The sequence below is a fragment of the Streptococcus australis genome (assembly GCF_047463015.1).
Lineage (GTDB): Bacteria > Bacillota > Bacilli > Lactobacillales > Streptococcaceae > Streptococcus > Streptococcus australis_F.
In genome coordinates, this window is sequence record NZ_JASHER010000001.1 from 1 (window position 1) to 25,919 (window position 25,919).

A 25,919-nucleotide genomic window follows, 5' to 3' on the forward strand; every position below is an offset into this window, starting at 1 on the left:
ACCTTACCGGTTGTTGGGTCGGTTGACTTGAGGTGACCTTGGTCATCCACTTCACCAACTGTGTAGTTACCCGCTGGGACCAATTCATAGGTCTTGCCTTCGAATGCAATCTCTTGTGGGCGGTTGTCTACCACTGTATCGTAGTCTTTGTCCACTGGTTGAGCGTCTTCATCCGTCACGTCTGACTTGATGGTCTTGCCTTCTGTATCTACATAGTGTACATAGACGTTACCCTTAGGTTCTTCTTTCAATTTGTAGATGTAGGTAACGTTCTTATCTTCTTTAGCAACTTCTCCAGTTGTAGGATCAGAAGACTTGAGGTGTCCTTGGTCATCCACTTCACCTACTGTGTAAGTACCTGCCGGTACCAATTCATAGGTCTTGCCTTGGAATTCAATTTCTTGTGGGCGGTTATCCACGACTGTGTCATAGTGTTTGTTAACTGGCTGTTGATCTTCGTCAGTTACAGAATTCTTAAGGGTTGTTCCTTCAGTATCTTTATAGTGAACGAAGACATTTCCTTTAACATCAGACTTGACAAAGTAATAATTTACATCCGTCGATGGTTTAATCGCAGTTGGAATTGAGTAGTTGTTTGAGAATGATGAATAACCCTTCAAATTAGAGTATACTTTACCATTTGGTGCTGTTGGGTCATTCGCAACAGATCCTTCTGCTTGGATTTCTGGAACTTTACCAGCAATAACGTTGTAACTGTTATTACCAGCACCCGCAGGTGTCAGTGAAGTACTTGGAGCACCTTTGAATGGACGTGGATAAGTGTGCAAAGTTCCGTCCATTTGTTTATAAGTATCTGTCTCAGTAGCAGACGACCAACCAGTGATAATGAGGGATTTGCTTCCAGCAGTTTCATTAACTTCCAGATAGTAGTCCCCATTTTTACTGTTTACTTTTGTAACTTTTGTCTCGTCAGCCTTCCACTCTTCACCAGCCTTGTTAACTTTACTTGTGTAGATGAGTGTGTACTTAGACACATCTTCAGTACCAATATCAGATGTAGCAAAATTGTTCACTTGAGATGGATCAAGGGCGTAGAATTTCGTTACAGTTGAACCTTCCGTATCAACGATTTCAGAAATACGTTTCACATAGTAGTGGTTTGCTCCACCTTGAAGTTCAACCAATTTTTGACCAACAACACCTTTACCAAGGATACCAGATGTTTTTTGAGTTGCGTCTGTTGTTGCTGGAACTTGTTTGTAACCCTCAATATTACGGTTTCCTGAAGCTGTGAATTGTTGACCTGCAAGACCAGTTTGAGTATAGCTTGCAAGAACTGTTTCATTTCCAGTCGGTGTGTATGTTTGACCTTCTGTGTACTTGCTACTGTCAACAACTTTATAGTAAGTTGTTTGATCAGCTTTAGCATAAGGAACAGAAGTTTGAACGTTTGGTTTATCTTCATTTTCGTTACCTGGGTAGTTGGTATCACGAATTTGAAGTGTTTCATACTCAAGGTTAGCGTTGACCAATGAGAAGGTTACGTTACCTGGATTAGTTCCGTTAGCAGCTGCGTATGTCAAAGTATTGGTTACATCAGAGTTGTTGTTTGTGATGTAGCTTGGAAGAGAGATATTGCTTTCACCAGCATGAATAGTACGTGTATAAGCTTCTGTACCATCAGATTTCTTCACAATACGCAAGTAAACATCTGGATTAGCTGAAAGGCTACCAGTGATGGCTGAACGGTCTACTGCAAGAGTAGCGTAGTAATCAAAGTTTGTTTTAGCTCCAGTAGCGTGATCTGTTTTAAGGAATTGCCATACACCAAAAGTATAGCGATCAGCATTTGGATCCAAAGCGTAACCAGATTTATTGAAAGCTGCATCTTCAATCGTTGCACCATTCGCATTTGAAATAACTGGATTAGTATCGACGCTACCAGTAGTGCTTGTTGATATTGGAGCCAACTGTGCAGCTACTGCTGGTGCACCATTAACAGTTGTATTTCCATTGAAACCAGCATCCTTCAAGGTTGCCATCATATCATCTACTGACTTGTTCAAGCGTTCTCGTTGTTCAGCATATGATTGTGGTTTTACTTCAGAATTGCTCGAAGCTTCTTTTGTTGGCAATTCAGCTTGAACTTTTGCAACAGCCTCTTTGATAGCAGCCTTCTGCTCTTCATTTTGATGGTTGGAAGCATATTTTTCTGCTATTTGATTCAATAAAGCTGCTTCAGAAGCATTTTGTTCCAAGATTGCTTTATCATCCGATGCTACAGCACTTTCGACCACTTGGGATGAACTTGCTACTTGAGGTTTTGTTTCTGTAGCAGTTTCATTTTGAGGGACTGAGACTTCTTTCGAACCTTCTTCAGTCAATGGAGCTGCTTCAGGTGAAACGACTGGAGCACTCACTGCTGTAGAGGAAGAAACTACTTCGTTTCCTACTTCATCCGCAAACGTAGTATTTGCAACTGTAGTAGCACTTAAAACAGCCGCTGCTACTACGATCCCTTTTAAGAAGTGATGGCTCTTAGTAGAAACAGCATCTTCACGCACCTCAGCTACAACTGTCTCTTCGACTTGACCACGAATCACTTTGAGCAAACCAAAGTTTGAAGTGGCCGCACGCAACCAGTTCTTACCTGACTTGATCAATTTGAAACGAGTCACTCGATCAGTTTCACGGAATTCTCCGTTTGAACGTTTAAAAATCATTTGATTCTCCTTTTTTTAGTTTTTCAACTATATTATACCCTTTTCCTGTACTTATGCAAGCGTTTTAATGTTTATCAAGTTTATCATAAGGAAATAGCGTTCTGAAACCATTCAAACGAACAAAAAAGCTACCCGAAGGTAGCTTTGATTTCTAATTAAAGTGAGTTAACATCCACTTTGATACCAGGACCTTGAGTTGTAGTCAAAGTCAAGCTAGTTACGTAAGTACCTTTAGCTGTAGCTGGTTTTGCTTTTTGGATAACATCGTTGAAAGCTTTGAAGTTTTCAACCAATTTATCAGCGTCAAATGACACTTTACCGATGATGGCTTGAACGATACCTGCACGGTCTGCACGGTAAGTGATTTTACCACCTTTAGACTCTTCAACTGCTTTAGCAACATCCATTGTTACAGTACCAGTTTTAGGGTTTGGCATCAAGTTACGTGGTCCAAGGACACGTCCAAGACGTCCAACAAGAGCCATCATATCAGGTGTAGCGATAACAACGTCGAAGTCCAACCAACCGTCGTTGATTTTCGCAACAAGGTCATCTTCACCTACGAAGTCTGCACCAGCTGCTTTTGCTTCTTCAGCTTTTGCACCACGTGCAAATACAAGAACGCGAGCGGTTTTACCAGTTCCGTTTGGCAATACCATTGCGCCACGGATTTGTTGGTCAGCTTTTTTCACGTCGATGTTCAAGTTGTAAGCAACTTCTACAGTTGCGTCAAATTTTGCAAAGTTAGTTTCTTTTGCAAGAGCTACAGCTTCTTCTACGCTGTATGCTTTTGTGCTGTCGATTTTTTCAAGTGCAGCACGAAGTTGTTTGCTTTTTTTAGCCATTTTATCTTTCTCCTTGTAATGTGGTCATATCGATTTTCATCTCCCACGTCACTCGTCTCATGATCAAGTGTATTGCGGGCAAATAGGATTGTTACAATTAGTCAGTAACAGTGAATCCCATAGAACGAGCAGTACCTTCGATCATACGCATTGCAGACTCAATGTTTGCAGCGTTCAAATCTGGCATCTTAGTTTCAGCAATTTCTTGTACTTGCGCACGAGTAACTGTTGCAACTTTCGTTTTGTTAGGTGTACCTGATCCTTTTTCAACACCTGCAGCTTTTTTCAAAAGAACAGCAGCTGGTGGTGTTTTTGTAACGAAATCAAATGATTTATCTTCATAAACAGTGATCACAACTGGGATAATCATTCCAGCTTGGTCAGCTGTACGAGCGTTAAACTCTTTAGTGAATCCCATGATGTTGATACCTGCTTGACCAAGTGCTGGTCCAACCGGTGGAGCTGGAGTAGCTTTACCAGCAGGGATTTGCAATTTTACAAGTTTTTCGACTTTTTTAGCCATTTCTTAAATCCTCCTTTGTGGTTTTGGCGGTAATTACAGATTTTTACCTCCCACAAGTATGCTCTGCGCATACCTTTCTATTATACACTATTTTCTTCCGAATGCAAGAAAAAATTTCATTTCCATCACACTTTTTTTACTTTTGTGATAAAATGGAGGTATGTTAATAAAAGTTGCTTCCCTTGTATTTATTTTTTTGACCCTGATTCTCAGTGGGATTATTATTCGAGTCTTTAAACTGCGTCGATATGGCTGGAATTTTGCCGATCTGGCTTTTCCTCTGTTCGCGCTTGAATACTATTTGATTTCAGATGCGGCTTACTATCATAATTTGTTGCCGCAATTGTTATTGGCCTTGTCCCTCTTAGCTATCGGCTTGACTATCTATTTCTTGAAAAAGAGACGTAGCTTTTACTATCCGAAATTTTTCAAGTACTTTTGGCGCGCAGGCTTTCTCATTACCTTCTTCCTTTACCTCATTATGACGATTAGCCTCTTTATCTGATTTTAATAATAAAATAACGGTATTAACTAGATCCAAGATGATTTAGCTAATACCGTTTTTTTTATTTGTTTCTGGACTTATGCAGATGGGTCACCAAGGTATAGACAAGACGATTCATCACCCATAAAACTCCTTCCATGACCAGTCCTAGGACAAGAGTCAAGATCCAGCCAGTCAGATGAAGATGGCTGAGATTAAAAATGGAAGAAAATACAAAGACCGACAGACAAAATCCTGTTACATTAAGAAGGATGATGCCCAATTTTACATGATTGAAGGGAAGGCTGAGTTGGTATACTTTTGTAAAGCCAATCAAAGCCAGCAGGTAAATCGAGATGGTTGAAATATCTCCCTGACTTAATCCAAGGAAAGGACCCAGAACCACAAGAAAAAGGACTGATATGAGATTGGTCAAGGCAGCTGGAAGAGCTTGCTCTATCACGGTTTCAATAAAGTCTCCTTCTATCCGGGCACGATTCTTCTCCAAGGCCAGTAAGAAACCGGGGATTCCGATGGTAAATCCACTGATCAAGGACATCTGAGAAGCCTGAATGGGATAAGTGAAAGCAAAGAGAATGGCCAAAATAGCCAATAATATTGAAAAGATATTCTTGACCAAAAAGAGACTCGCTGAACGTTGAATATTGTTGACCACTCGGCGGCCTTCATCTACAATCGAAGGCATGTGGGAGAAGTCCGAATCTAAAAGCACAACCTGAGCTACCTTTTTGGTCGCATCATGCCCCGTATTCATGGCAATACTACAATCAGCTTTTTTCATAGCGAGGATATCATTGACCCCATCTCCTGTCATTCCGACCTTATGACCATCTGCCTGCAAGCTCTCTACGAGGATTTGTTTTTGCTCTGGACTAACCCGTCCAAAGACTGTGTAGGTCCGTGCTGCATCTACTACCTCCTCATACGTCTTAAGCTGACTCGCATCGACCACTTGATCTGCATCAGGAATACCTGCTTTTTGAGCTACGGCGGCAACTGTTACAGGATGATCCCCTGAGATAACCTTGATGGTCACCCCTTGTTTTTGGAAATAAGCAAAGGTTTCAGGAGCAGTCGATCGTACAGGATTCTCCAAGACCAAAGCTAGGAGGGGAAGGACTGGAGCTTCTAATACTTCCGTCAATTGCTCCCCCTGGTAATGCCCCAAAATAAGGACACGCGCCCCTCGTTCAATCTCTCGCTGCCAGACTTCTTGGTAAGCATCGAGATCATCTCGAAGCAAAACATCCGGTGCCCCTAATAGGTAAATGCCTTGTTGGAACTGAAGGCCCCCAAATTTCTTCTTAGATGAAAAAGGAAGACGGTCTTGAACGGTCCATACTTGGGTGGGTTGGACTGAGTGATACTGCCGAATGGCCGTGATGGTATCATTCCGATCTTCACTTGCCTGAAGATAGTGACTTAATATTTCTTTGCCTTCTTTTTCATCTAGTGCCAAGGGGAGGAGCTCACTCACCTGCATTCTGTGTTCGGTAATGGTTCCCGTCTTGTCTAGACAGAGGACGTCGATACGGGATAGGGTTTCAATCCCCTTCATACTGTTGAGTAGGACCTTCTGAAGGGCTAAGCGGGTTGCTCCAAGCACCAAGGCCAGGGTCATTAAGAGGTAGAGTCCTTCTGGAATCATCCCAATGATGGCACCAACCATAGAGGTAATGCTAACTTTGAGGGAGTCTTGATTTCCTAGATAGCTCTGCAAGAACAAGAGCAAGCCAATCGGGATGAGAATCATTCCGATCATTCGGACGAGACCATCCACCGCATGAACCATTTCGGATTCTTCGTGTCCCTTGACTTTCTTAGCAGATAGACTCAGCTGATTAATATAAGACGCATCTCCTACTTGTTCCAAGACGGCAACTGCTTGACCTGAAATGACAAAACTCCCTGACATGAGTTTCTGATTCTCACCTTTAGGGATTTCATCTGCTTCACCTGTTAATTGAGACTCATCGACCATGATCGAGCCATCCAGAACCTTGGCATCCGCATAGATCTGATCTCCTGATTGGAACAAGACGACATCTCCCTCTACCACCTGGTCGACAGGAAGGTCCAGCCGTTCTCCTTCACGAATCACTCGAGCTTTCTCCACTTGAAGGAGGCGCATCTTATTCAAAATCCGACGGGACCGCAATTCTTGAACAATCCCGATCAAGGAGTTAACGACTACAATGGGAACAAATAACATATTGTTCCAAGACCGTACTAGTATCAATAAGATAGCTAGAATACCAAAAACCAGGTTGAAATAGGTAAAGACATTTGAATAAATAATCTCTCTGGTCGACTTTTCCGCCGTGATGGTTACTCGATTTTGTTTGCCTTCTCTAATTCTGCTTTGGACTTGCTCATTCGTTAGCCCGCTATATCGCTTCTCTTCCATATTTTCTTCTTTCTTTTTTCTGTATCTAGTTTAGCAAAAAGAATGTCTTCTGGCTTGAGACTAGAGACCGAAGATTGTGTAGACCTATTCGTGAAGTTCAAGAGGCAAGCCATCTGGATCAAAGAAGAAAGCCATTTTGCGCCCATCAAAATCATCCACCCGTAGCTCTGTATGAGGGATTCCTAATTGGTCAAACTCTGCTAGACAGGCTTGAACATCTTCCACTTTAAAAGCCAGATGACGGAGTCCGGTATGTTCTGGATGAGGGAGAAAGGGTCTCTTGGGGGCATCTGGTTTGATAAATATTTCCAAGGTCAGGTTTCCCTTTCGAATATTAAAGAGAATATCCTGCTTTTCTGGTCGATGGTGTTCGTCTAAAGGTTCAAAGCCTAACTTGTCTACATAAAATTCTCTGGTTTTATCATAATCGTGGCCAATAATGGCAATGTGGTGAATGGTATCGAGATGCATCTGCTGTCCTTTTCTTTTTTATCGTAAACAAAACCTGCCCCTTGTACAGGCAGGTTTTTGCTATTGTCAAATATCTCATTCCTTCTTCATTTAAAGAAAGATTAATTGGTCTGTAAGACCTTTCTTGGCTTGGTTCCTTCAGCTGGTCCGATGACACCTGCTGCTTCCAAGTCTTCCATGAGGCGAGTGGCCCGGTTAAAGCCAACCGATAAACGACGCTGAATCATGGAAGCACTGGCTTTTTGAGTTTCAATGACGAGTGCTTTAGCCTCTTCAAAGAGAGGATCGCCTTCGTCTGAGCCACCCATACCTCCATCAAAATCTGACTCAGATACTTCACCTGGATCAAAGGTATCATCATAATCCGCTTCTGCCTGCTCTTTGACAAAGTTGACAATCCGCTCCACATCATCATCAGAGATAAAGGATCCTTGTAGACGGATCGGGTGATTTTCATCAATCGGTTTAAAGAGCATGTCTCCACGACCAAGCAATTTCTCTGCTCCATTTTCATCCAAGATGGTCCGTGAGTCGGTCCCGGATGATACCGCAAAAGCGACACGAGAAGGCACATTGGCCTTGATCAAACCTGAGATAACGTCAACCGATGGCCGTTGGGTTGCCAAGATCATGTGGATCCCTGCTGCACGCGCCTTCTGTCCCAGACGAATAATGGCATCTTCCACTTCTTTACTTGCGACCATCATCAAGTCTGCCAACTCATCGACAATGACCACGATCAAAGGAAGGGGCACTTGCTTCATCTCAGACTGAGCATTGTACTCAGCCACCTTGGCATTAAAGCCAGCAATATTGCGAGCACCAACTTTCGAGAAGAGCTCGTAGCGATTTTCCATCTCATCAACGACCTTCTGTAGGGCCCGACTGGCCTTGCGTGGGTTGGTCACCACTGGGATCAACAGGTGAGGAATATCATTGTAGACAGAAAGCTCCACCATCTTTGGATCGACCATCATAAATTTGACTTCGTCCGGACGGGCCTTCATCAAGATACTCGAAATAATGCCATTGACCGCTACCGACTTACCAGAACCGGTCGAACCCGCTACCAAGAGGTGGGGCATCCGAGCCAAATCAAAGGTCCGAGCTGAGCCATCTACAGCCTTCCCAAGAGGAATCTCAAGGAGTTTGGTAGGATCAGTTTTGGACTGTTCCCACAATTCACGGAAAGAAACGGTCGCAATCTCTGAGTTGGGCACCTCAATCCCGACCAGAGACTTCCCTGGAATCGGTGCTTCAATCCGCACATCCTTGGCTGCTAGGGCCAAGGCCAAATCATCTGCTAGGTTGGAGATGCGGTTGACCCGCACACCGACAGCCGGTTTTACTTCATACTTAGTAACAGAGGGGCCGATTTCCGCCCGCTCCACTGTCGCCTTGATATTGAAACTTGCAAAGGTCTCTTCCAAAATGCGAATATTCTGACGAACGATATTTTTCTCTTTGGATTGATTTTTCGGCTTGTCAGGTGCGAAGAGATCAATGGTTGGAAGTTTGTATTGAAGGAGTTCCTTAGGCGTGAAGTCTACAGTGACTTCTTCATCCATATCCTCCTCTTCTGCGACTTCCTCCATCTCCTCTGGGTAGTCCTCCGACCATTCTTCCGAATAGCCTTCCTCTTCATTTGGTAGATAAATTTGAGGGTAGGCCTCCTCTGCAGGCGCTTCTGTTTCGATCACAGGTTCCATGACCTCGCCTGTCTCAAGATCTACAGGATAGCTTTCTATACTCATGGGACTAGCTTCTGCAAGTTGCTCGATGCGGGCAGCCTCCTCTGCTTCTGCTTGAAGGGCCTTCTTCTCTTCACGCTCGACAAAGCGCTCTTGGCGACGAATTTCTCGTTTTTCCATAAAGGAGTGAAAAGCTGCGACAGCTTGCTCATACAAGTCATAAACCGAATAAGAACTCATCAAGAGAAGTCCTAATACGATCAAGAGTCCTCCAATGAAATAAGTCCCGATGTTCGAGAGCAAGAAGGCAATCGGCGTGTACAAGATAGCACCCAGTAAACCACCTCCTGCAAAAGAAGAGACGCGAAGGTGCACGAGGTCCCCTAAGATACGTGAGAAGGTTGGCCCGAAAGAAGAGCCGTCAAGTTTCAAGAGGGAGACAAAGTAAGCTTGATAGATCAGTAGCAAGCCTGCAAAAAGACTTAAAAAGCCAGACAAGGTCCCCTCATGCTTCTCAATCCATTTGAAAAAGAAGAGGTAGACAATAACAGCCGTCATCGCTACGTAAGCCAGACTACCTACCAAGAGACGGATAAGGTTGTAGGTCACTAAGCCTAAGGCTCCTAATCGTAAAAAGGCGAAAATGAAGACGAGAGTTAAGACAATCGTCATAATCATTCGGCGAATTGCTTTTTTTCTTTCTATTTCTGCTTTAGACAGTCGTCTTGTCGACCGTGTTTTTTTTGATTGATTATTGTTTGCCATAACCTTAATTATACCACATTTCTAGACTAGTTCTCTAGTAAAATCCTTTTCTCTCATCTGCGAAAGCAACAACAAAAAACAGCACCTCACAGGTACTGTTACTTATAGATTTTTCTTTGGGTGGCGGTCGACGATAACTTGATGCTCTTTCAACGCTTGTTTTCCTTTTTCCGTCAACTGATAGCCCCGAACTGTGAACTCTTGTGCCAACTCTTCTTCGGTAAAGTGATCCGCCAAAGCTTGGTTCAAATCGGCTGCTTTCATTTTGGACAAGCCCGCGACTCCCTTCTTTTTGAGAATGGCTTTTTTCATGGTCGCATTGATATGGTCCAGCGAATCAAAAGCGGATTCGATAACTGCATACCCCTTATCTACCAAAGCCTTCAAATGTTCCGGCGCATGAATCCCATAAGTATATTCGAAGTACTTAGGAAACCAAGTCTCCGTCGTAAATGTTCCAAAATGGATCCGCTACAAGAGAATGATATCCCCCGCAAGCAAGCCATCTTGGAGCAACTCCATATTTCGTTTAGAAACAGGCTTTGGATCCAACAACCAAGCTTCCAAGTCTCTCTCAAGCGAAATATAAGGTTTCACCTCGTAATCTGCATAAAATTTTTCTAGTATATCTGAAATAGTTGTCATCTGTTTCTCCATTTTAATCCTATCTCTCTTTACCTATTTATACCTTCATTTGGAAAAATTCTGTTTTGATTGGAGGATTTATAGATAATTCCCCTCATCCTTCAAGTATTGTTGCGCCTTTCGAACGATATAGAGCGACTCATCTTCTGAAACCAACTTGCGAAAGAGCTCTTCCGCTCTAGACTTATCGCCTTTAAGAGTAGCATTCAAGGCTTGGTAGTAGATCATTTCCAACTGCTGGTACTTGAAATCATTACATAAATCTTCGAAATAGTCATTGCTTTGGTGGGCAATGGTTAAATCATAAAGAGCGAGACAGACCTTTTTAGTTTTCTCAGCTAGTGTAGGGTCTGTAATGGTCAAACCATTTAGCCTAGCCTCCAGCTCTTCTCTAGACAAATCAGTATCTGTCAGCACGATCGAACGAATAAGATAACTCTCAAAAAAGTTCTTATATTTCTGCGGTAGTTCCTTCTGGCTGAGTGCTTCCCTAGCTTCTTTTATGACAGTATCGAAATCTCCCATCATAAAAGAATAGGCAACCGATGTCAGCTTCATATCTATCTGTAAAATGGGCTTTTTCACATTCTTGTTCAACTGAAGGTATTGCTGCCAAAAAGCTAAATCTAAGTCTACATGCAGCAAGGTGTTGCACTTGTTGGTGTAGCTCTTCTTAAGCAAGTAGATAAATAAAAACAAGCCTGCAAGGACCAATAAGAGGCCAGCAGTCTGAAGAAGAGTATCTCTGACCACGAACCCCACGCAAATAATCAAAAGCATTGCCAAGACGCCTGCAGATCTAATATAGAGTCTATAGTTTTTACGTAGAGTTTTATAATCCATCTTGTAGCCTCCTTTCCATGATTTGTTTTATTTTAGGAATTCGTTCATTTTCCAACAAAACGACTTACCTCCCATCATACCTCATTTTTCATAGGCCCGCAAGCTGAATATCGCCTCATTCCAAGGCTAGATTTGAATCAAATGGAAAATTAAGGTACAATAGAGGATAGACTAATGTGTTGAAAGGATTAATATGAAAAAATTAATTGCCCTACTTGTATTTTCCGGTTTAGCTTTGGCAGGATGTGGCTCTAATCAATCAGATACAAAGACATCCTCTAGCTCGGCTTCAGAAACTAAGCAAACAACTACTTCTAGCGTAGATGCTAGTGAACAAAAGAAATTAGATCAGCTTCGTAAGGATATCCAAGATGCGATGACCAATGAAAATGCGGTCTTTCCTCAGCTCTCCAACGAAGTTGCTGAAGATGAAGCTGTCGTGAAAATCACGACCAACAAAGGGGACATTACCGTTAAGCTCTTTCCGAAATACGCACCTTTAGCCGTTGAGAATTTCTTAACTCACGCTAAGGAAGGCTATTATAATGGTCTCCTCTTCCACCGCGTGATTAATAACTTTATGGTCCAAACAGGAGATCCTAAAGGAGATGGTACAGGTGGTGAGTCCATTTGGAAAGGAAAAGATACCTCTAAAGATTCAGGAGCAGGCTTTGAAAATGAATACTCCCCTTACCTCTACAATCTTCGTGGTGCTTTAGCTATGGCCAATTCTGGACCAAATACAAATGGTAGCCAATTCTATATTAACCAAAATAAAGAAGACTGGTCCAGCAAGCTTCCAACTGAGCGCTTCCCTGCTAAAATCATCGAAGCCTATAAGAATGGTGGGAACCCTACCCTTGATGGTGGGAACTACACTGTCTTTGGACAAGTCATCGACGGCATGGATGTAGTCGACAAAATCGCCGAAGTTGAAACGGACGACAAAGACAAACCAAAAGAAGATGTCAAAATTGAAAAAATGGAAATCGTAAAAGACTACGATTTCAAGAAATAAGCAAAAGAGAACCAAGCGGTTCTCTTTTTGTGTTTACGTCAATTCATTAAAGTCCCAGATTTGGTCCATCCAACCTTCATAGAAATCTGGCTCGTGGCAAACCATGAGGATCGATCCCTTGTACTCTTTAAGGGCCCGTTTCAATTCATCTTTGGCATCCACATCCAAGTGGTTGGTCGGCTCATCTAGTACCAAGACATTGTTTTCACGGTTCATCAAGAGACAGAAGCGTACCTTGGCTTGCTCCCCACCGGATAGTACCTGAATTTGGCTCTCGATATGCTTGGTCGTCAAGCCACAGCGAGCAAGGGCAGCACGAACCTCTGCTTGATTGAGAGCTGGAAAGGCATTCCAGACTGCTTCCAGCGGTGTCTGACGATTGCCCCCTTCGACCTCTTGCTCGAAATAGCCAAGCTCTAGGTAATCTCCCCGCTCTACTTCTCCAGCAATCGGTGGGATGATTCCTAGCAAGCTCTTCAAGAGAGTGGTTTTCCCGATCCCATTAGCTCCGATAATGGCGACCTTTTGATTGCGTTCAAAGGTTAGATTCAAAGGTTTGGTCAAAGGACGGTCATAGCCAATCTGGAGATCCTTGGCCTGGAAGATAAAGCGTCCAGGAGTCCGGGCATTTTTAAATTCAAAGGAGGGCTTTGGTTTCTCACTTTGTAACTCAATGAGTTCCATCTTGTCCAGCTTCTTCTGACGAGACATAGCCATATTCCGTGTAGCCACACGTGCCTTATTGCGAGCTACGAAATCTTTCAAATCAGCAATCTCTTTTTGTTGCCGCTCATAAGCCGCTTCCAATTGCGATTTCTTCATTTCATAGACTTCGAGGAATTGGTAGTAGTCTCCGGAATAGCGGGTCAACTGCTGATTTTCCACATGGTAGACGATGTTGATCACATCATTCAAGAAAGGAATATCGTGGGAAATAAGGACAAAGGCATTTTCATAGTTCTGCAAGTAGCGTTTGAGCCAATCGATGTGCTCCGCATCCAAGTAGTTGGTCGGCTCGTCCAAGAGAAGGATATCTGGTTTTTCAAGGAGCAATTTAGCCAAAAGGACCTTGGTCCGCTGCCCACCTGAAAGGGCCGTCACATCGGTCTCCATGCCAAAGTCCATGACCCCAAGAGCACGCGCCACTTCATCAATCTTGGCATCCAAAGTATAGAAATCCCGACTCTCTAACCGATCCTGGAGCTCTCCGACTTCTTCCATGAGAGCATCCATATCCGCTCCATCCTCAGCCATTTCCATATAGAGGTCATTGATGCGAGCCTCTGCTTTAAAGAGTTCATCAAAGGCTGTCCGCAAGACATCGCGCACCGTTTGCCCTTCTTTTAGGACAGCATGCTGGTCAAGATAGCCAGCGGTCACATACTTAGACCACTCAACCTTCCCTTCGTCGGGTTGCATCTTGCCGGTCACGATGCTCATGAAGGTGGATTTTCCTTCACCATTGGCTCCAACCAAACCGATATGCTCTCCCTTTAACAAGCGGAAGGACACATCCTCAAAAATAGCCCGGTCTCCAAAGCCGTGGCTTAAATTTTTCACCTCTAAAATACTCATGATTGACTCTCTTTCATTGATTTCACTCGTATGATTATATCATCTTCAAGACAAAATGAAAAGGGAGTCCAACTCCCTTTTTTCTTACAAACCTAAGTCCGCATATGGCTTCCGGTAACCCACTTGAACAACTTTTCCGTCCTTCACTAAGAGAGGGCGTTTGATCAGCATGCCATCGCTAGCTAAAAGGTCTGCCGCTTCTTCTATCGAAAGCTGATCCACCTTGTCTTTCAAGCCCAACTCCCGATACTTCATCCCACTAGTGTTAAAGAAGGATTTGATTGGTAGGGAAGACTCCTTGATCCAGGTTTGCAGTTGCTCACTGGTCGGAGTGTCTACCACAATATCTTGGCTATCAAACTCACAGCCTAAGCTCGTTAATTCCGATTTCGCCTTGCGGCAGGTCGAACATTTTGGGTATTCAATAAATGATAACATCTTTTCTCCTTATTCTTTCCAAGATATGGCCTCATGTTGCAACAGCCAACGCTTGCGATCTAATCCAGCCGCATAGCCTGTCAACTTTTTCTCCGTCCCCAGCACCCGGTGACACGGGATGAGGAGGAGCAAGGGATTTCGACCTATTGCTTGACCGATGGCTTGAGCCGATCTGCAAGACAAGGCATGGGCAATCTCTCCGTAGGTTCGACTTTCCCCATAAGGGATCTGAGCTAGATAGGCCCAAACTCTTTGTTGAAAGTCTGTCCCTTGAGGAGACAGGGGAAAGGGCATGGAAGGATTTTCCCCTATAAAGTATCGATCCAGCCATTCAAAGACAGCTCCATGAAGTGGCTGACAAGCTTCTTCGATATGCTCAAGCCCCTGCTCACAATTGGCTTGGTCACAAAACCAGATCCCAACTAGGCTTTCCTCATCCACCACAATAGATAGAGGTCCTAAGGGACTCTGATAGAGTTGGCGATAGAACCTAGTCATTTTGAGATTGTTCTGCACGGTAGTCCCAACGATCATCTTCACTAATCACTTGGAAGAGGCTGGTTTCTGCCTTCCGTTTGATCTTCTGATAAGCGAGACGAACTCCATCAATTGGCACCTTTCCACAGTAATGGAAGCCTAACTTCTCTAAAAGGTGTTGCATGACCTTGTTGTCAGGATGGGTATCACAGCGAAAATCTGGGCCCTTTTCTCCTTCGATCAAACCTTGAAGGAAGGTTTGGGCTACTCCTCGACCAGCAGCTTCTTTGGCAACAGTGACCCGGTGGAAACTGATATAGAGATAGTTATCATGTTCCCATTTTCCATCATAAATGTCATTATAGGCGGCTTCATTTCCCTTGTAGAGAGCGGCATAGGCTACGACTTCTTGATTCTCTACAGCTACATAACCACGGCTTTCGAGGATATCCTCAAAAATGATTTCTTGATTGGGATAACCATCCTGCCATTGGTCCACACCAGCTGCAGCTAAGCTGTCCTTGCCATCTTGGATGATTTCCATAATCCGATTGATTTCATTGGGATAGGCCATTCTAATTTCCATCAGACTCTCCTTATTCTTCCTCTTGGTGGTATCGGGCATAAAGTTCACTCTTTTGTAGCCCAAATTGTTTGGCAACCTGTTTAATCGCTTGGTTCTTTTTCATACCAGATTGGACCAGTAGATCAATCTCTTGGATCAGATCCACTTCTTCTAGATCTGGCTCCTGCTCACTGGCCCCCTCCACGATCAGGAGACACTCTCCTTTAAGGGGATTTCCCTCTAGATAGTCCACTAACTCTGCGATGGTCCCTCGCGTATACTCTTCGTAGATCTTGGTCAGTTCTCGGACCAGGACAACTGGGCGGTCTCCATAGACTGCCAGCATATTTTCAAGGGTCGCTCGTACCCGGTGCGGGGACTCATAAAAGATCTGAGTCTCAGGATAGGCTAGCTTTTCCTGGAAAAAGGCCTTTTGCTGCCCTTCCTTGCGTGGAAGAAAGCCATAAAAGATATGGGGCTGGGGTGCCAGGCCACTGGCAATTAGGCCGGTAATGCCGGCGCTCGGGCCAGGAACTGCCACAACAGGGATTTCTCGCTCAATCGCTGCCTTGACCAGGTCGTGACCTGGATCCGAAATACTAGGCAGTCCTGCATCCGAAACCTGGGCTAGGTCCTTTCCAGACTCTAAATGAGCTAGCAAATCAGGGATTTTCTCCATGGCATTGTGCTCGTGAAAGCTGGTTTGCGGAGTAGAAATCTCAAAATGCTTGAGCAAGAGTCCTGTATTGCGTGTATCTTCTGCTGCTATCAGATCCACCTCTTTTAGAGTTTGGATCATGCGGTAGCTCATGTCATCCCGATTGCCAATTGGGGTTGGCACTAAAAAGAGAGTCCCTGTCGCTTTATCCCCTTTAAAACTTCGTTGAATCTGCATGTTTACTCCCTAAATAACAATTCATCACAGAAAATACACTCTTCATCATTTTCACGACGTTGACCATAGGAGTCTGTACAAACATGAAATCCATCGTTGTAAATTCTTTGTAAATTTTCACGACCATTGCGATGAAATTTAGGGGAGCTGGTTTTCTCCACTTCTCCTAAGCGCTCTCTCAATTTATCATTTTCAAGACGCAGAGCTGTATTTTCCTCGACAATGAGTTTGAGATTTTTCTTAATAGCTTCAACCTCTGCTAATGTAACCAGCAATTCCTGGGAGAAGCCATCCAAAGCATCAAATAATTCTTTTTTATTCATCTCTTTACCTTCTATTTTTCAACTGTAGGACCATATACTCGAGAGCATTTTGAAAACTCACATTCCGTTCCCACATCAGTTTGGCCAAGACCAATTTTTCTAGATAGTCTCTTCCTAAGGACTGACTGATGGAGCGTGCAAAGAGCAATTCCAACAAGCGAAAGGCTTGGGCCTGCTTTTCTTTATCATCCGTCTCTTGAACCAAGCGAGAGACCAGTAAGTAGATATGCGGATCTGCTTTTAGACAAGCTGCAACGAAACGCTCACACTCCCTCGCCAGATCGAAAAAGGAGGTATTCTGAGCGAGAATTTGAGCCTCTTGGAAACCTTGACTAAAGTTGGCTAACAGATCTGCTTGTTGAAGCAAGAGACCTTCCTGAAGGAGATACTCTTTTAGGAAATCTTGGTTTTTTGGAAAATGGACCTGCTGCGCCCGACTTTTTATGGTCGGGAGAACCAGTTGCTCATCTGCTGTCAGCAGAAAAATATGAACTTCACTCTGAGGTTCTTCAATCACCTTGAGGAGGGAATTGGCCGCATTGACATGCATCCGGTCTGCATCGCAGATGATAAAGACTTGCTTGGATCCTTCGTAGCCTGACTGAGAAAAATGCTGGATCAAATCCCGGATCCGATCCGTTTTGATGATTTGATTGACCGGTCGGACAACCGTTACATCTGAGAATTCATCCTCTTCAATCAAGCGACAAGCCCGACAAGTCCCACAGGGCCAAACACCCTTCTTGTCCGTACAAAAGAGACTTTGGGACAAGAGCTGGGCCATCTCAAAACTGCCAAAATCTCCTGTAAAGAGATAGGCGTGGCTCAAGCGGTCCTGTTCTAAAATAGCTTGGAAGCGATCGACTAACTGAGGTTGAAGTTTTTGCACTTGTTCTAACTTCATTCACTAATCTCCAAGACTTCTTTCAATAATAGCCAAGTATCCTCGACCACCTGGTCAAAAGGTTGACTGGCATCAATTTTCACCACACGTTGTGGTTCTTTTTCGAGGATGGCCAGATAGCCTTGACGGACTTTCTGATGGAGACTGAGTCCTTCTAGATCCAAGCGATTGACTTCACGGCTAGCACTCTTAGCAATTCTCGCCAACCCTTCTTCTACATCAATGTCAAAGTAGAAGGTCCGATTGGGTTTCAGACCATCAGTCGCAAATTGGTTCAACCATTCAATATCTGCTACTGCTAATCCACGCCCAAAGCCTTGGTATGCTACCGAACTGTCGATAAAACGATCCATGATAACTAGCTTCCCTGCTTTCAAAGCTGGAAGGACACGTTCTGCCAAGTGTTGGCGACGACTGGCGATATAAAGAAGCAATTCTGTCTTGGGATCCATTTCCGTATGGGATGGATCTAGAATGACCTCGCGTATTTTTTCTGCTATTTCGACACCCCCTGGCTCCCGCGTGGTAATATAGGCAATCCCTGCCTTTTCCAAGCGTGGTAGCAAGGCTTCTAAAACGGAGGATTTCCCTGCACCTTCTGGGCCTTCAATTGAAATTAATGTTCCCTGTTTCATTCTCTTATCTTAACTTTCTATACTCATTTCTCTAGCATGCATCACTTCTTTTTATTTTACCAAAAATAGGGGTAAAAATCCTGTCCGAATTCGTGAAAATTGATGAAAATTATTTCCTATTTTTCATTTTTTTGGTAAAATGTATGGTGAAAAATGAATAGGAGAACGAGCATGTTTAAGGCAAAAAATATTCTGGCCATTATTTTGGGGGCTGGCATTTTTTCTTTTGGAATCTTCTTTTTAGTCATTCCATTTCACTTTTATGAGGGAGGAGCTACAGGGATTACCCTGATTACCTACTACCTCTTTAAAATTCCCGTTTCGGTCATGAACTTGGCCATCAATATTCCCCTCTTTTTCCTAGCCTGGAAATTACTGGGGCTCCGATCCCTCTATCTCAGTTTGATTGGAACTTTTTCGGTCTCTATTTGGATGGCCATCTTCGAGCTGATCCCTGGAAGTCATCATCTTCAAACTGCAGTCTTTACGGCTCTTGACGGAGATATCCTTCTGGCCTGTATCGGATCAGGGGTTATCCTTGGAACTGGACTGGGGATTATCTTCAACGCTGGAGGAACAACAGGTGGAACCGATATTGTCGCACGTATCTTTAACAAGTACACGACGCTTTCCATGGGACGCCTCATGTTGATTGTGGATGCCATCGTCTTGACAACTGTTTTGATCGTCTTTAAGGACTTCCGAATTGCAGCCTACACCCTCCTCTTTATCCTGATTGACACCGTCGTCATTGATATCGTCGGTGAAGGAGGTTTTGCAGGAAAAGGATTCCTCGTGGTTACATCTAAACCAGATGAAATTGCCAAACAAATCACGACTGATTTGGGCCGAGGAGTCACCTTCGTAAACGGCATGGGCTATTATAGCCAACAAGAAATGAAGATTGTCTACTGCGTGGTCTCACGGAATGAAATGAAACAAATGAAAGATATCATCAATAAGATCGATCCATTTGCCTTCATTACCATTACAGAAGCCCACGAAATCCTAGGAGAAGGATTTACCTTGGATACCAACAAGCAACCCATTGCTCGCTAAAACAAAGAGCCTGAGAATATCTCAGGCTCTTTCTTTATTTAAAAGGCTTTTGCAGATGTGCGACTAATTTCATCCACACGAATACCATTTTCTTCAAATTTCTTCTTGATAACTTCCGTATCGGTAATGCCATCAATCTGAACTTCGATAACGACATGATCATCTTTGGTTGGGATATTGACTGTATTGGCGATATTGTATCCTTCTTCTACAATCAAATGAATGATTTGTTCTAGAACACCAACCTTATCTTCTGTCACAAAGCGAACACGAACTCCTTCTTCTCCATAACCGGATACTTCGAGGAAGGCACGGAAAATATCACGGTCTGTGATGACACCGGATACTTGGTCATTGTCTACAACCGGAAGAATTCCCACCTTGTTCTTATACATGAGATAGGTCGCATCTTCGAGGCTGGCAAATTTAGAGACAGTAATGACATCACGAAGCATGACATCTTTGACCTTGGTCTTGTTCAACAGATAGTTCATCTCAAAAATAGACAAGCTTGTTGCTTTAGATGGACTTGCTTCTGCAATCGTGCCCTCTGTCACCAAGCCGACCAATTTGTCATTTTCAATGACTGGCAAGCGGTGCAAGCCTTGTTCCCGCATCAAATCTGCCGCATGAGCAATTGTTGTATCTGGACTAATATACACTACTTTACGGGTCATAAAATCTTTAACAGCCATAATCATTCTCCTATGCTTTTCTTAGTTTTATTATACTTGATTTTTAGAATGATTTCAAACGCTTTCAGCAGTTTTCTCTTGTTTTCAAAATTTAGAAAAATCAAACAAGAGAGATGAAAAAAGAAAGGCCTTTAGGACCTTTCCTTTCAAACAAACTTTAAAAATCTTATCCACCAAGGTAGGCCTTGCGGACTTCTTCTGAGGCTAAGAGTTCTTTTCCTGTTCCGGTAAGAACGACTTTCCCTGTTTCGAGAACATAACCGCGGTCTGCGATGGCAAGGGCCTTGTTGGCATTTTGTTCAATCAAGAGAACCGTTGTTCCTTGTTTTTGGATATCTTGGATGATATCAAAGATTTCTTGGATAAAGATTGGGGCCAATCCCATAGAAGGTTCATCCAGGAGCAAAAGTTTTGGCGTCGACATGAGGGCACGACCCATTGCAAGCATTTGTTGCTCCCCACCAGATAGGGTGGCTGCATCTTGGTTCTTCCGTTCTTCCAAACGTGGGAAACGGGAGAAGACCTTCTTCAAGTTCGCTTGGTTTTCTTCTCGGTCTTTCTTCAAGAAAGCTCCCATTTCCAAGTTTTCCATAACGGTCAAGCCTGGAAAGACGTGGCGACCTTCTGGAACTTGAGAGAGTCCTGCTGCTACAATCTTTTGAGCTGGAACCTTTTGAATCTCCTGACCCAAAAACTCAATTTTCCCAGCACTTGGACGCACCAAACCTGAAATGGTACGAAGAATAGATGTTTTCCCAGCACCGTTAGCACCGATAAGAGAAACAACTTCTCCTTCATTTACCTCGAAACTGACATCACGGACAGCCTGGATCATGCCATAGTGTACAGAAAGATTTTCAACTTTTAACATAGACATTAGGCTTCACCTCCTAGATAGGCTTCGATTACACGTTTGTTGTTCTTGATTTCATCTGGCGTTCCATGGGCAATCAAGCGGCCATATTCTAATACATAAATCCGTTCTGTTACTTCCATGACCAAGCTCATATCGTGCTCAATCAGCATGATCGTAATATTAAATTCTTTTTGAATGCGACGGATCAATTGGGTCAATTCTGCTGTTTCTTGAGGGTTCATCCCTGCAGCAGGTTCATCCAAGAAGAGGATTTTTGGCTCTGTAGCAAGGGCACGAACGATCTCCAAGTGACGTTGTTGTCCGTAAGCCAAGTTTTTAGCCAAAGTATCTGCTTCTTTTTCCAAACCGAAAATGGCTAACAATTCAAGGGCTTTTGCTTTCAAAGCTTCTTCATTCTTGTAATAGCTTGGCAAGCGGAAAAGACTCGCAAAGACATGTGGTTTGTGGTGGTTGGCAAAGGCAATCAAGACATTGTCCAAAACGCTCAAATCTTTAAAGAGACGAATATTTTGGAAAGTCCGTCCCAGACCACCTGCAGCGATTTTATAAGGTGCTTTACCATTTAATAGGTGACCATCTAAGGTAATGGTCCCTTCACTTGGTTCATATACTCCTGTTAGGAGGTTGAAGAGGGTTGTTTTACCGGCACCGTTGGGCCCGATCAACCCAACCAATTCCCCTTCATTGAGTTCCATGGTCACATCCCCAACGGCTGTCAAACCACCAAAGTTTTTTGTTAAATTTTTTACTTCAAGAAGTGCCATTAGTTAGCCTCCTTTTTTGAGAGTAGTTTTTTCAAGCTGAATTCCCATGTTCCAAGAAGACCACCTGGACGGAAGATCATCACGAGAATCAAAGCCAAGGAGTAAATGATCATACGAACGCTTGAGAAGTCTTGAAGCACCATGTTCAAGATCCCCAAGACGATGGCCGCCACAACTGTTCCTGACATCGATCCCAAACCACCGAAAACGACAATGATCAAGACATTAATGGTATTAGTAAAGGAATAATCTTTCGGAACGACAGATCCAATGAAACCGGCTTGGAGAGATCCTGCAATCGCTGCTGTAATCGCACCGAAAACAAAGGCAATAACTTTAACTTTGGTCGTATTGATCCCAACAGATTCTGCTGCAATTTCATCTTCACGAACAGAAAGGGTGGAACGCCCAATTGGACTGCGTAAGAAGTTGATGGTAAAGATAGTTGTAATCACGACAAAAAGGTAAACCAATTGCCAGGTTGTAAAGGCTGGCAAACCAAGGATCCCAGCGGCACCATTTGTCAGAGTACCCCCATTGACGATCAAAATCCGGATGATTTCAGAAACCCCCAGTGTCGCAATCGCGAGGTAGTCCCCTTTCAAACGAAGGGTTGGAACCCCAACGATCAAGGCAACGAGACCTGCGATCAAAGCACCTAAAACCATCGCACCAAAGAAAGCCCCGTAGGTTGGTGATTTGGAACCGAGAATGGCTGCAGAATAGGCACCAATCGCCATAAATCCAGCATGTCCGAGTGAGAATTGACCTGAAAAACCAACGATGAGGTTCAAACCAACAGCAAGGATGATATTAATCCCGATTTGTTCCAAAATTTGGATATAGAAGAGGTTGAGGACACCTGCTGCAACCAAGACTTGGATCAAGGCAAAACCTGCGATCAAAAGACCAAGCCAGACTAAATTCACTTTTAAATTTTGTTTCATGGCTTACACCTTCTCTTTCACATTTTTACCGAGGATACCTGCTGGACGGATGAGCAAGATCACAATCAAGATGGCATACACAATGGCATCACGGAAATCTGAGAGACCGATCGCTGTGGCGAAGGTTTCCAACAAACCGATAACAAATCCACCTAGGGCCGCACCTGGAATGATTCCGATTCCTCCAAGAACGGCTGCGACAAAGGCTTTGATCCCTGGTGTCATCCCCATCAAAGGTTCGATCGAGTTGTAATACAAACCGATCAAGACCCCACCAGCACCAGCTAAGGCTGATCCCAAAGCAAAGGTAAAGCTGATGGTCCGGTTTACGTTAATCCCCATCAATTGAGCGGCATCGCTATCAACAGAAACGGCACGCATGGCTTTCCCCATCTTTGTCTTTTGGATAATAAATTGAAGAGCGACCATCAAGAAAATAGACACTCCTAAGATCATCAACTGAATGTTGGAGATCGAAATAGGACCAAAGTTGTAACGAACAGTTTCAATGACTTGCGGAAAGGAACGGGTATTGGCCCCTACAAAGAAGACCATCCCATATTCAAGCAAGAAGGAAACCCCGATGGCAGTGATCAAGGCTGCAATTCGAGTCGAATGACGAAGCGGACGATAAGCCAAGTATTCAATTACAACCCCTAAAATAGCTGTCCCGACCATAGCCAGAAGCAAGGCTACAAAGAAGTTAACTTTCAATGAGTTCAATAAGAAATACCCCATAAAGGCACCTACCATGTAGATATCCCCATGGGCAAAGTTGATCAATTTGATAATTCCATACACCATAGTATAACCAAGGGCCAAGAGTGCATAGACACTTCCCAAGATTAGACCGTTCACTAATTGCTGGAGCATTTGAACCATCCTTTCTAATAATAAAGAGCGAGGCCAGGAATTTTCATTCTCCCAGCCTCTTGTACAAACAACAAATGATAATTAAGGTTTAACCGACTCAACTGACTCAACTTTACCATCTTTTAAGCCAATCATAAGTGCAGATTTAACCGGATTATGGTCTTTGTCAATAGACATTGTACCAGTAACACCTTCCAAGTCTTTCAACTTCGCAAGGTTGTCTTTCAATTCGACAGAGTTCTTAGCACCTTTAGATGCTTCTGCAACCATGTAAACTGAATCATATGCCAAAGCTGCAAACATTGAAGGTTCTTCGTTGTATTTTGCTTTATAAGCTTCTACGAATTTCTTGGCTTTATCAGTCATTTCACCTTCAGTAGAGAATCCAGCTACGTAGTAGATGTCTGTAGCTGCAGCAGGTGTTGCTTGTTCAACGAATTTAGCATCGCTAAATCCATCACCACCAATGATTGGTTGTTTGATTCCCATACCACGTGCTTGGTTTACGATTTTACCAGTTTCAGTGTAGTACCCTGGAAGGACAATCGCATCGAAGTCTTTGTCTTTGATTTTTGTAAGAGCAGCTTGGAAGTCTGTATCCTTAGATTGGAAAGTTTCTGTTGCTACGATTTCACCTTTATAAGATTTCTTAAAGGCTTCAGCAATCCCTTTCGCATAGTCAGATGAATTATCGTAATAAAGAACAACTTTCTTCGCTTTCAAGTTATCCGTTGTATATTTAGCAATGATTTGTCCTTGGAAGCTATCGATGAAGGTTGCACGGAAAAGGTAATCTTGACCTTTTGTCAAATTATCTTGTGTTGCTGATGGTGTTACCAATGGAACACCTGCTTTACCAGCATTCGCAACAGCCGCGGCAGTGGCACCTGAAGTAGCAGGCCCTACAAGAGCGTTCACTTTTGATTGAGTGACAAGGTTTGTAGTGATTGTAGCTGCTTCAGCTGTTTCAGATTTGTTATCTTTGTCTGTGACAACAATCTTCTTACCATCAGCACCACCATTAGCATTGATTTCATCAACGGCTAATTGAGCACCTTTTTGTTCAGCACTACCATATGCTGCTACTTCACCAGTTTTTTCAAAGTTAAAACCGATTTTTAGTTCTTTTCCGATTTCGTTACCAGTTGTGTTTGAACCTGAAGTTGAAACTTCACCACAGGCCGCAAGAAGAGCGACACTTGCAATTGTTAAAAATGAAAGAGCAAATTTTTTCTTCATTTGTAATAATCTCCTTAAATAATCTTAAAATAAATAGATATTAAGAATATACCGAATTATCTGACAATTGTCAATATAAAAAACGCAATCCTTTAAATGATTGCGTTTTCTACTTGTGTTTCATCCTGTTGACGATGCAAACTTCCTACAAAATCACGATCCAATTCTTGAATATGGCAAATTTGAACCTTCTTTACAAAGCGTTCTTTTTTTAATTGCTGCATAATTTCAAGAACTTGAGAACTATCGACATAGACCTGGACATAGCGCATTTTTTTGGAATGATAGATCACATCCCCAATTTCCTGTAATTTCTTTGCATCTCGATTATAATACAATTTTACAATTAAGCCTGTTCTAGCTTGCTTCTCAAACATACACAATCCCTTTCTGCTTCTGTTACAAGTATAGCAAATTTCAGGTAAAAATACTATCTTTTTCTAGAAAGTAAAGAATGTCCTAAAAAAACCTCTCCTGTCAAAGGAGAGGGCTGGATAGTTAAGATTTCTTATCCGAGATTGTTGTTAGCCATGATTTCATCGATGAAACCATAAGCTAAGGTTTCTTCTGCAGTCATCCAATTATCCCGTTCTGCATCAGCGTGGATTTTCTTGATGGTTTGACCTGAATTTTCTGCCAAGATTTTTTCCAATCTGTGACGTGTTTTCAAGAGGTGTTCTGCTGCAATGGCCATATCCGTTTGTTGAGTACCGCCACCAGTACCACCCATTGGTTGGTGGATCATGTACTCAGCATTTGGCAACATGAAGCGTTTGCCTTTGGCACCACTTGATGCAATCACAGTCCCCATTGAAGCGGCCATCCCCATGACGATGGTTTGGACGTCTGATTTGATAAAGTTCATGGTATCGACGATTGCCAAACCTGCAGAGACAGAGCCTCCTGGCGTATTGATATACATATAGATATCTTTGGTATTATCTTGGGCATCCAAGAAGAGCAATTGGGCAATAATCGAATTGGCCATTTGGTCTTCTACCGGTCCTGTCACCATGATAATACGGTCTTTTAAGAGGCGTGAGTAAATGTCGTATGAGCGTTCGCCACGACTAGTTTGTTCAATTACTACTGGAATCATTCATTCATCTCCTTTTATCCATTATAACCGGCACCATCTCACGAGTTTCATCCGGTTGATTCGAGAGGCTAGCTCTCCTTCCATTCTTTATAAAAGCTATTATATCCCATTGGTCAACAAAGGTCAAATTTTTACTTTCCTAAAGATGGATTGGAAA

General features: G+C 43.2%; 26 protein-coding genes and 1 pseudogene. 3 read left to right on the plus strand and 24 right to left on the minus strand.

Annotated elements, in window-relative coordinates; genetic code table 11:
- The 3 genes from QM873_RS00005 to rplK form a co-directional block, all read right to left on the minus strand.
- Window positions 1-2,684, minus strand: a 2,684-nt coding sequence (locus tag QM873_RS00005; protein WP_414278591.1) for an accessory Sec-dependent serine-rich glycoprotein adhesin, incomplete at its 3' end; no start/stop codon positions are given.
- A gap of 155 nt (window positions 2,685-2,839) precedes the next feature.
- Window positions 2,840-3,529 carry a 50S ribosomal protein L1 gene (gene rplA, locus QM873_RS00010; RefSeq protein ID WP_006595851.1) on the minus strand — a complete coding sequence of 230 codons (690 nt, stop codon included), beginning with the start codon at window positions 3,527-3,529 and terminating at the stop codon, window positions 2,840-2,842.
- Window positions 3,530-3,626: 97 nt separating this feature from the next.
- Window positions 3,627-4,052, minus strand: coding sequence for a 50S ribosomal protein L11 (rplK, locus tag QM873_RS00015; RefSeq protein WP_006595850.1), 426 nt, complete (start codon window positions 4,050-4,052; stop codon window positions 3,627-3,629).
- A 160-nt stretch (window positions 4,053-4,212) separates the two neighbouring features.
- Between rplK and QM873_RS00020 the strand changes: the two genes are divergently transcribed.
- Window positions 4,213-4,557 (plus strand): DUF3397 family protein, encoded by a 345-nt coding sequence (locus QM873_RS00020; RefSeq protein ID WP_006595849.1) that lies wholly within the window; start codon window positions 4,213-4,215, stop codon window positions 4,555-4,557.
- 61 nt (window positions 4,558-4,618) lie between these two features.
- Here QM873_RS00020 and QM873_RS00025 read toward each other — a convergent pair whose 3' ends face one another.
- From QM873_RS00025 to QM873_RS00045, 5 genes and pseudogenes are all read right to left on the minus strand, one after another.
- The gene (locus QM873_RS00025; RefSeq protein ID WP_368387864.1) at window positions 4,619-6,964 is read right to left on the minus strand and encodes an HAD-IC family P-type ATPase; all 2,346 of its coding nucleotides are present in this window, start codon (window positions 6,962-6,964) and stop codon (window positions 4,619-4,621) included.
- 84 nt (window positions 6,965-7,048) lie between these two features.
- Window positions 7,049-7,435, minus strand: a complete 387-nt coding sequence (gene gloA2 / locus QM873_RS00030) for an SMU1112c/YaeR family gloxylase I-like metalloprotein (protein ID WP_048689655.1) — start codon at window positions 7,433-7,435, stop codon at window positions 7,049-7,051.
- Between the two features lie 101 nt (window positions 7,436-7,536).
- Window positions 7,537-9,891 (minus strand): DNA translocase FtsK, encoded by a 2,355-nt coding sequence (locus QM873_RS00035; RefSeq protein WP_414278592.1) that lies wholly within the window; start codon window positions 9,889-9,891, stop codon window positions 7,537-7,539.
- Window positions 9,892-9,993: 102 nt separating this feature from the next.
- Window positions 9,994-10,548: pseudogene (locus QM873_RS00040) on the minus strand (hypothetical protein).
- 66 nt (window positions 10,549-10,614) lie between these two features.
- Entirely contained in the window at window positions 10,615-11,379 is a 765-nt protein-coding gene (locus tag QM873_RS00045) for a hypothetical protein (protein ID WP_414278593.1), read from the minus strand.
- A gap of 193 nt (window positions 11,380-11,572) precedes the next feature.
- Here QM873_RS00045 and QM873_RS00050 point away from each other — a divergent pair, with 193 nt between their 5' ends.
- Window positions 11,573-12,397 carry a peptidylprolyl isomerase gene (locus QM873_RS00050; protein WP_048689668.1) on the plus strand — a complete coding sequence of 275 codons (825 nt, stop codon included), beginning with the start codon at window positions 11,573-11,575 and terminating at the stop codon, window positions 12,395-12,397.
- 33 nt (window positions 12,398-12,430) lie between these two features.
- Here the strand turns inward: QM873_RS00050 and QM873_RS00055 are convergent, their stop codons facing one another.
- The 8 genes from QM873_RS00055 to tmk form a co-directional block, all read right to left on the minus strand.
- Window positions 12,431-13,972, minus strand: coding sequence for an ABC-F family ATP-binding cassette domain-containing protein (locus QM873_RS00055; RefSeq protein WP_048689672.1), 1,542 nt, complete (start codon window positions 13,970-13,972; stop codon window positions 12,431-12,433).
- Window positions 13,973-14,056: 84 nt separating this feature from the next.
- Window positions 14,057-14,410, minus strand: a complete 354-nt coding sequence (locus QM873_RS00060; protein ID WP_048789566.1) for an arsenate reductase family protein — start codon at window positions 14,408-14,410, stop codon at window positions 14,057-14,059.
- A 9-nt stretch (window positions 14,411-14,419) separates the two neighbouring features.
- The gene (locus QM873_RS00065) at window positions 14,420-14,908 is read right to left on the minus strand and encodes a methylated-DNA--[protein]-cysteine S-methyltransferase (protein WP_306474992.1); all 489 of its coding nucleotides are present in this window, start codon (window positions 14,906-14,908) and stop codon (window positions 14,420-14,422) included.
- Window positions 14,901-15,473 carry a GNAT family N-acetyltransferase gene (locus QM873_RS00070; protein ID WP_306474993.1) on the minus strand — a complete coding sequence of 191 codons (573 nt, stop codon included), beginning with the start codon at window positions 15,471-15,473 and terminating at the stop codon, window positions 14,901-14,903. The genes QM873_RS00065 and QM873_RS00070 overlap by 8 nt, the downstream gene beginning before the upstream one ends.
- Before the next feature lie 10 nt (window positions 15,474-15,483).
- Window positions 15,484-16,347: a 16S rRNA (cytidine(1402)-2'-O)-methyltransferase gene (rsmI, locus tag QM873_RS00075; protein WP_306474994.1), complete on the minus strand. Its 864-nt coding sequence runs from the start codon at window positions 16,345-16,347 to the stop codon at window positions 15,484-15,486.
- A gap of 2 nt (window positions 16,348-16,349) precedes the next feature.
- The gene (gene yabA, locus QM873_RS00080; RefSeq protein ID WP_023024026.1) at window positions 16,350-16,670 is read right to left on the minus strand and encodes a DNA replication initiation control protein YabA; all 321 of its coding nucleotides are present in this window, start codon (window positions 16,668-16,670) and stop codon (window positions 16,350-16,352) included.
- Between the two features lie 4 nt (window positions 16,671-16,674).
- On the minus strand, window positions 16,675-17,574 hold the full coding sequence (locus QM873_RS00085) for a DNA polymerase III subunit delta' (RefSeq protein WP_048789563.1): 900 nt from the start codon (window positions 17,572-17,574) through the stop codon (window positions 16,675-16,677).
- Window positions 17,571-18,209, minus strand: a complete 639-nt coding sequence (tmk, locus tag QM873_RS00090; protein ID WP_048715350.1) for a dTMP kinase — start codon at window positions 18,207-18,209, stop codon at window positions 17,571-17,573. Before tmk ends, QM873_RS00085 begins: the two co-directional genes overlap by 4 nt.
- A 171-nt stretch (window positions 18,210-18,380) precedes the next feature.
- On the opposite strand from tmk, the gene QM873_RS00095 reads away from it, so the two are divergent.
- Window positions 18,381-19,268 carry a YitT family protein gene (locus tag QM873_RS00095; protein ID WP_048689693.1) on the plus strand — a complete coding sequence of 296 codons (888 nt, stop codon included), beginning with the start codon at window positions 18,381-18,383 and terminating at the stop codon, window positions 19,266-19,268.
- 38 nt (window positions 19,269-19,306) lie between these two features.
- Here the strand turns inward: QM873_RS00095 and QM873_RS00100 are convergent, their stop codons facing one another.
- The 8 genes from QM873_RS00100 to QM873_RS00135 form a co-directional block, all read right to left on the minus strand.
- A complete protein-coding gene (locus QM873_RS00100) occupies window positions 19,307-19,963 on the minus strand; it encodes a CBS and ACT domain-containing protein (RefSeq protein WP_048789562.1) in 657 nt (218 codons plus the stop codon).
- Between the two features lie 166 nt (window positions 19,964-20,129).
- Window positions 20,130-20,840 carry an ABC transporter ATP-binding protein gene (locus QM873_RS00105; RefSeq protein ID WP_003005434.1) on the minus strand — a complete coding sequence of 237 codons (711 nt, stop codon included), beginning with the start codon at window positions 20,838-20,840 and terminating at the stop codon, window positions 20,130-20,132.
- On the minus strand, window positions 20,840-21,604 hold the full coding sequence (locus QM873_RS00110; RefSeq protein WP_048689704.1) for an ABC transporter ATP-binding protein: 765 nt from the start codon (window positions 21,602-21,604) through the stop codon (window positions 20,840-20,842). The genes QM873_RS00105 and QM873_RS00110 overlap by 1 nt, the downstream gene beginning before the upstream one ends.
- On the minus strand, window positions 21,604-22,551 hold the full coding sequence (locus QM873_RS00115) for a branched-chain amino acid ABC transporter permease (RefSeq protein WP_006595829.1): 948 nt from the start codon (window positions 22,549-22,551) through the stop codon (window positions 21,604-21,606). Before QM873_RS00115 ends, QM873_RS00110 begins: the two co-directional genes overlap by 1 nt.
- Window positions 22,552-22,554: 3 nt before the next feature.
- Window positions 22,555-23,424, minus strand: a complete 870-nt coding sequence (locus QM873_RS00120; RefSeq protein ID WP_009731472.1) for a branched-chain amino acid ABC transporter permease — start codon at window positions 23,422-23,424, stop codon at window positions 22,555-22,557.
- 81 nt (window positions 23,425-23,505) lie between these two features.
- Window positions 23,506-24,663 (minus strand): ABC transporter substrate-binding protein, encoded by a 1,158-nt coding sequence (locus QM873_RS00125; protein WP_006595827.1) that lies wholly within the window; start codon window positions 24,661-24,663, stop codon window positions 23,506-23,508.
- 92 nt (window positions 24,664-24,755) lie between these two features.
- Complete coding sequence (locus QM873_RS00130) at window positions 24,756-25,040, minus strand: DUF2129 domain-containing protein (RefSeq protein WP_129270245.1); 285 nt, start codon at window positions 25,038-25,040, stop codon at window positions 24,756-24,758.
- A gap of 131 nt (window positions 25,041-25,171) precedes the next feature.
- The gene (locus QM873_RS00135) at window positions 25,172-25,762 is read right to left on the minus strand and encodes an ATP-dependent Clp protease proteolytic subunit (RefSeq protein WP_023024046.1); all 591 of its coding nucleotides are present in this window, start codon (window positions 25,760-25,762) and stop codon (window positions 25,172-25,174) included.
- Window positions 25,763-25,919: the final 157 nt, after the last annotated feature.

Coding starts and splice junctions, on each gene's coding strand:
- QM873_RS00085 (WP_048789563.1), bottom strand. CDS start 17,574: ATGAAGTTAGAACAAGTGCAAAAACTTCAACCTCAGTTAGTCGATCGC.
- QM873_RS00115 (WP_006595829.1), bottom strand. CDS start 22,551: ATGAAACAAAATTTAAAAGTGAATTTAGTCTGGCTTGGTCTTTTGATC.
- QM873_RS00130 (WP_129270245.1), bottom strand. CDS start 25,040: ATGTTTGAGAAGCAAGCTAGAACAGGCTTAATTGTAAAATTGTATTAT.
- gloA2 (WP_048689655.1), bottom strand. CDS start 7,435: ATGCATCTCGATACCATTCACCACATTGCCATTATTGGCCACGATTAT.
- QM873_RS00060 (WP_048789566.1), bottom strand. CDS start 14,410: ATGTTATCATTTATTGAATACCCAAAATGTTCGACCTGCCGCAAGGCG.
- QM873_RS00055 (WP_048689672.1), bottom strand. CDS start 13,972: ATGAGTATTTTAGAGGTGAAAAATTTAAGCCACGGCTTTGGAGACCGG.
- QM873_RS00020 (WP_006595849.1), top strand. CDS start 4,213: ATGTTAATAAAAGTTGCTTCCCTTGTATTTATTTTTTTGACCCTGATT.
- yabA (WP_023024026.1), bottom strand. CDS start 16,670: ATGAATAAAAAAGAATTATTTGATGCTTTGGATGGCTTCTCCCAGGAA.
- QM873_RS00120 (WP_009731472.1), bottom strand. CDS start 23,424: ATGCTCCAGCAATTAGTGAACGGTCTAATCTTGGGAAGTGTCTATGCA.
- QM873_RS00025 (WP_368387864.1), bottom strand. CDS start 6,964: ATGGAAGAGAAGCGATATAGCGGGCTAACGAATGAGCAAGTCCAAAGC.
- QM873_RS00070 (WP_306474993.1), bottom strand. CDS start 15,473: ATGGAAATTAGAATGGCCTATCCCAATGAAATCAATCGGATTATGGAA.
- QM873_RS00095 (WP_048689693.1), top strand. CDS start 18,381: ATGTTTAAGGCAAAAAATATTCTGGCCATTATTTTGGGGGCTGGCATT.
- QM873_RS00110 (WP_048689704.1), bottom strand. CDS start 21,604: ATGGCACTTCTTGAAGTAAAAAATTTAACAAAAAACTTTGGTGGTTTG.
- tmk (WP_048715350.1), bottom strand. CDS start 18,209: ATGAAACAGGGAACATTAATTTCAATTGAAGGCCCAGAAGGTGCAGGG.
- QM873_RS00125 (WP_006595827.1), bottom strand. CDS start 24,663: ATGAAGAAAAAATTTGCTCTTTCATTTTTAACAATTGCAAGTGTCGCT.
- QM873_RS00045 (WP_414278593.1), bottom strand. CDS start 11,379: ATGGATTATAAAACTCTACGTAAAAACTATAGACTCTATATTAGATCT.
- QM873_RS00105 (WP_003005434.1), bottom strand. CDS start 20,840: ATGTCTATGTTAAAAGTTGAAAATCTTTCTGTACACTATGGCATGATC.
- QM873_RS00135 (WP_023024046.1), bottom strand. CDS start 25,762: ATGATTCCAGTAGTAATTGAACAAACTAGTCGTGGCGAACGCTCATAC.
- QM873_RS00065 (WP_306474992.1), bottom strand. CDS start 14,908: ATGACTAGGTTCTATCGCCAACTCTATCAGAGTCCCTTAGGACCTCTA.
- rsmI (WP_306474994.1), bottom strand. CDS start 16,347: ATGCAGATTCAACGAAGTTTTAAAGGGGATAAAGCGACAGGGACTCTC.
- QM873_RS00035 (WP_414278592.1), bottom strand. CDS start 9,891: ATGGCAAACAATAATCAATCAAAAAAAACACGGTCGACAAGACGACTG.
- QM873_RS00100 (WP_048789562.1), bottom strand. CDS start 19,963: ATGGCTGTTAAAGATTTTATGACCCGTAAAGTAGTGTATATTAGTCCA.
- QM873_RS00050 (WP_048689668.1), top strand. CDS start 11,573: ATGAAAAAATTAATTGCCCTACTTGTATTTTCCGGTTTAGCTTTGGCA.
- rplA (WP_006595851.1), bottom strand. CDS start 3,529: ATGGCTAAAAAAAGCAAACAACTTCGTGCTGCACTTGAAAAAATCGAC.
- rplK (WP_006595850.1), bottom strand. CDS start 4,052: ATGGCTAAAAAAGTCGAAAAACTTGTAAAATTGCAAATCCCTGCTGGT.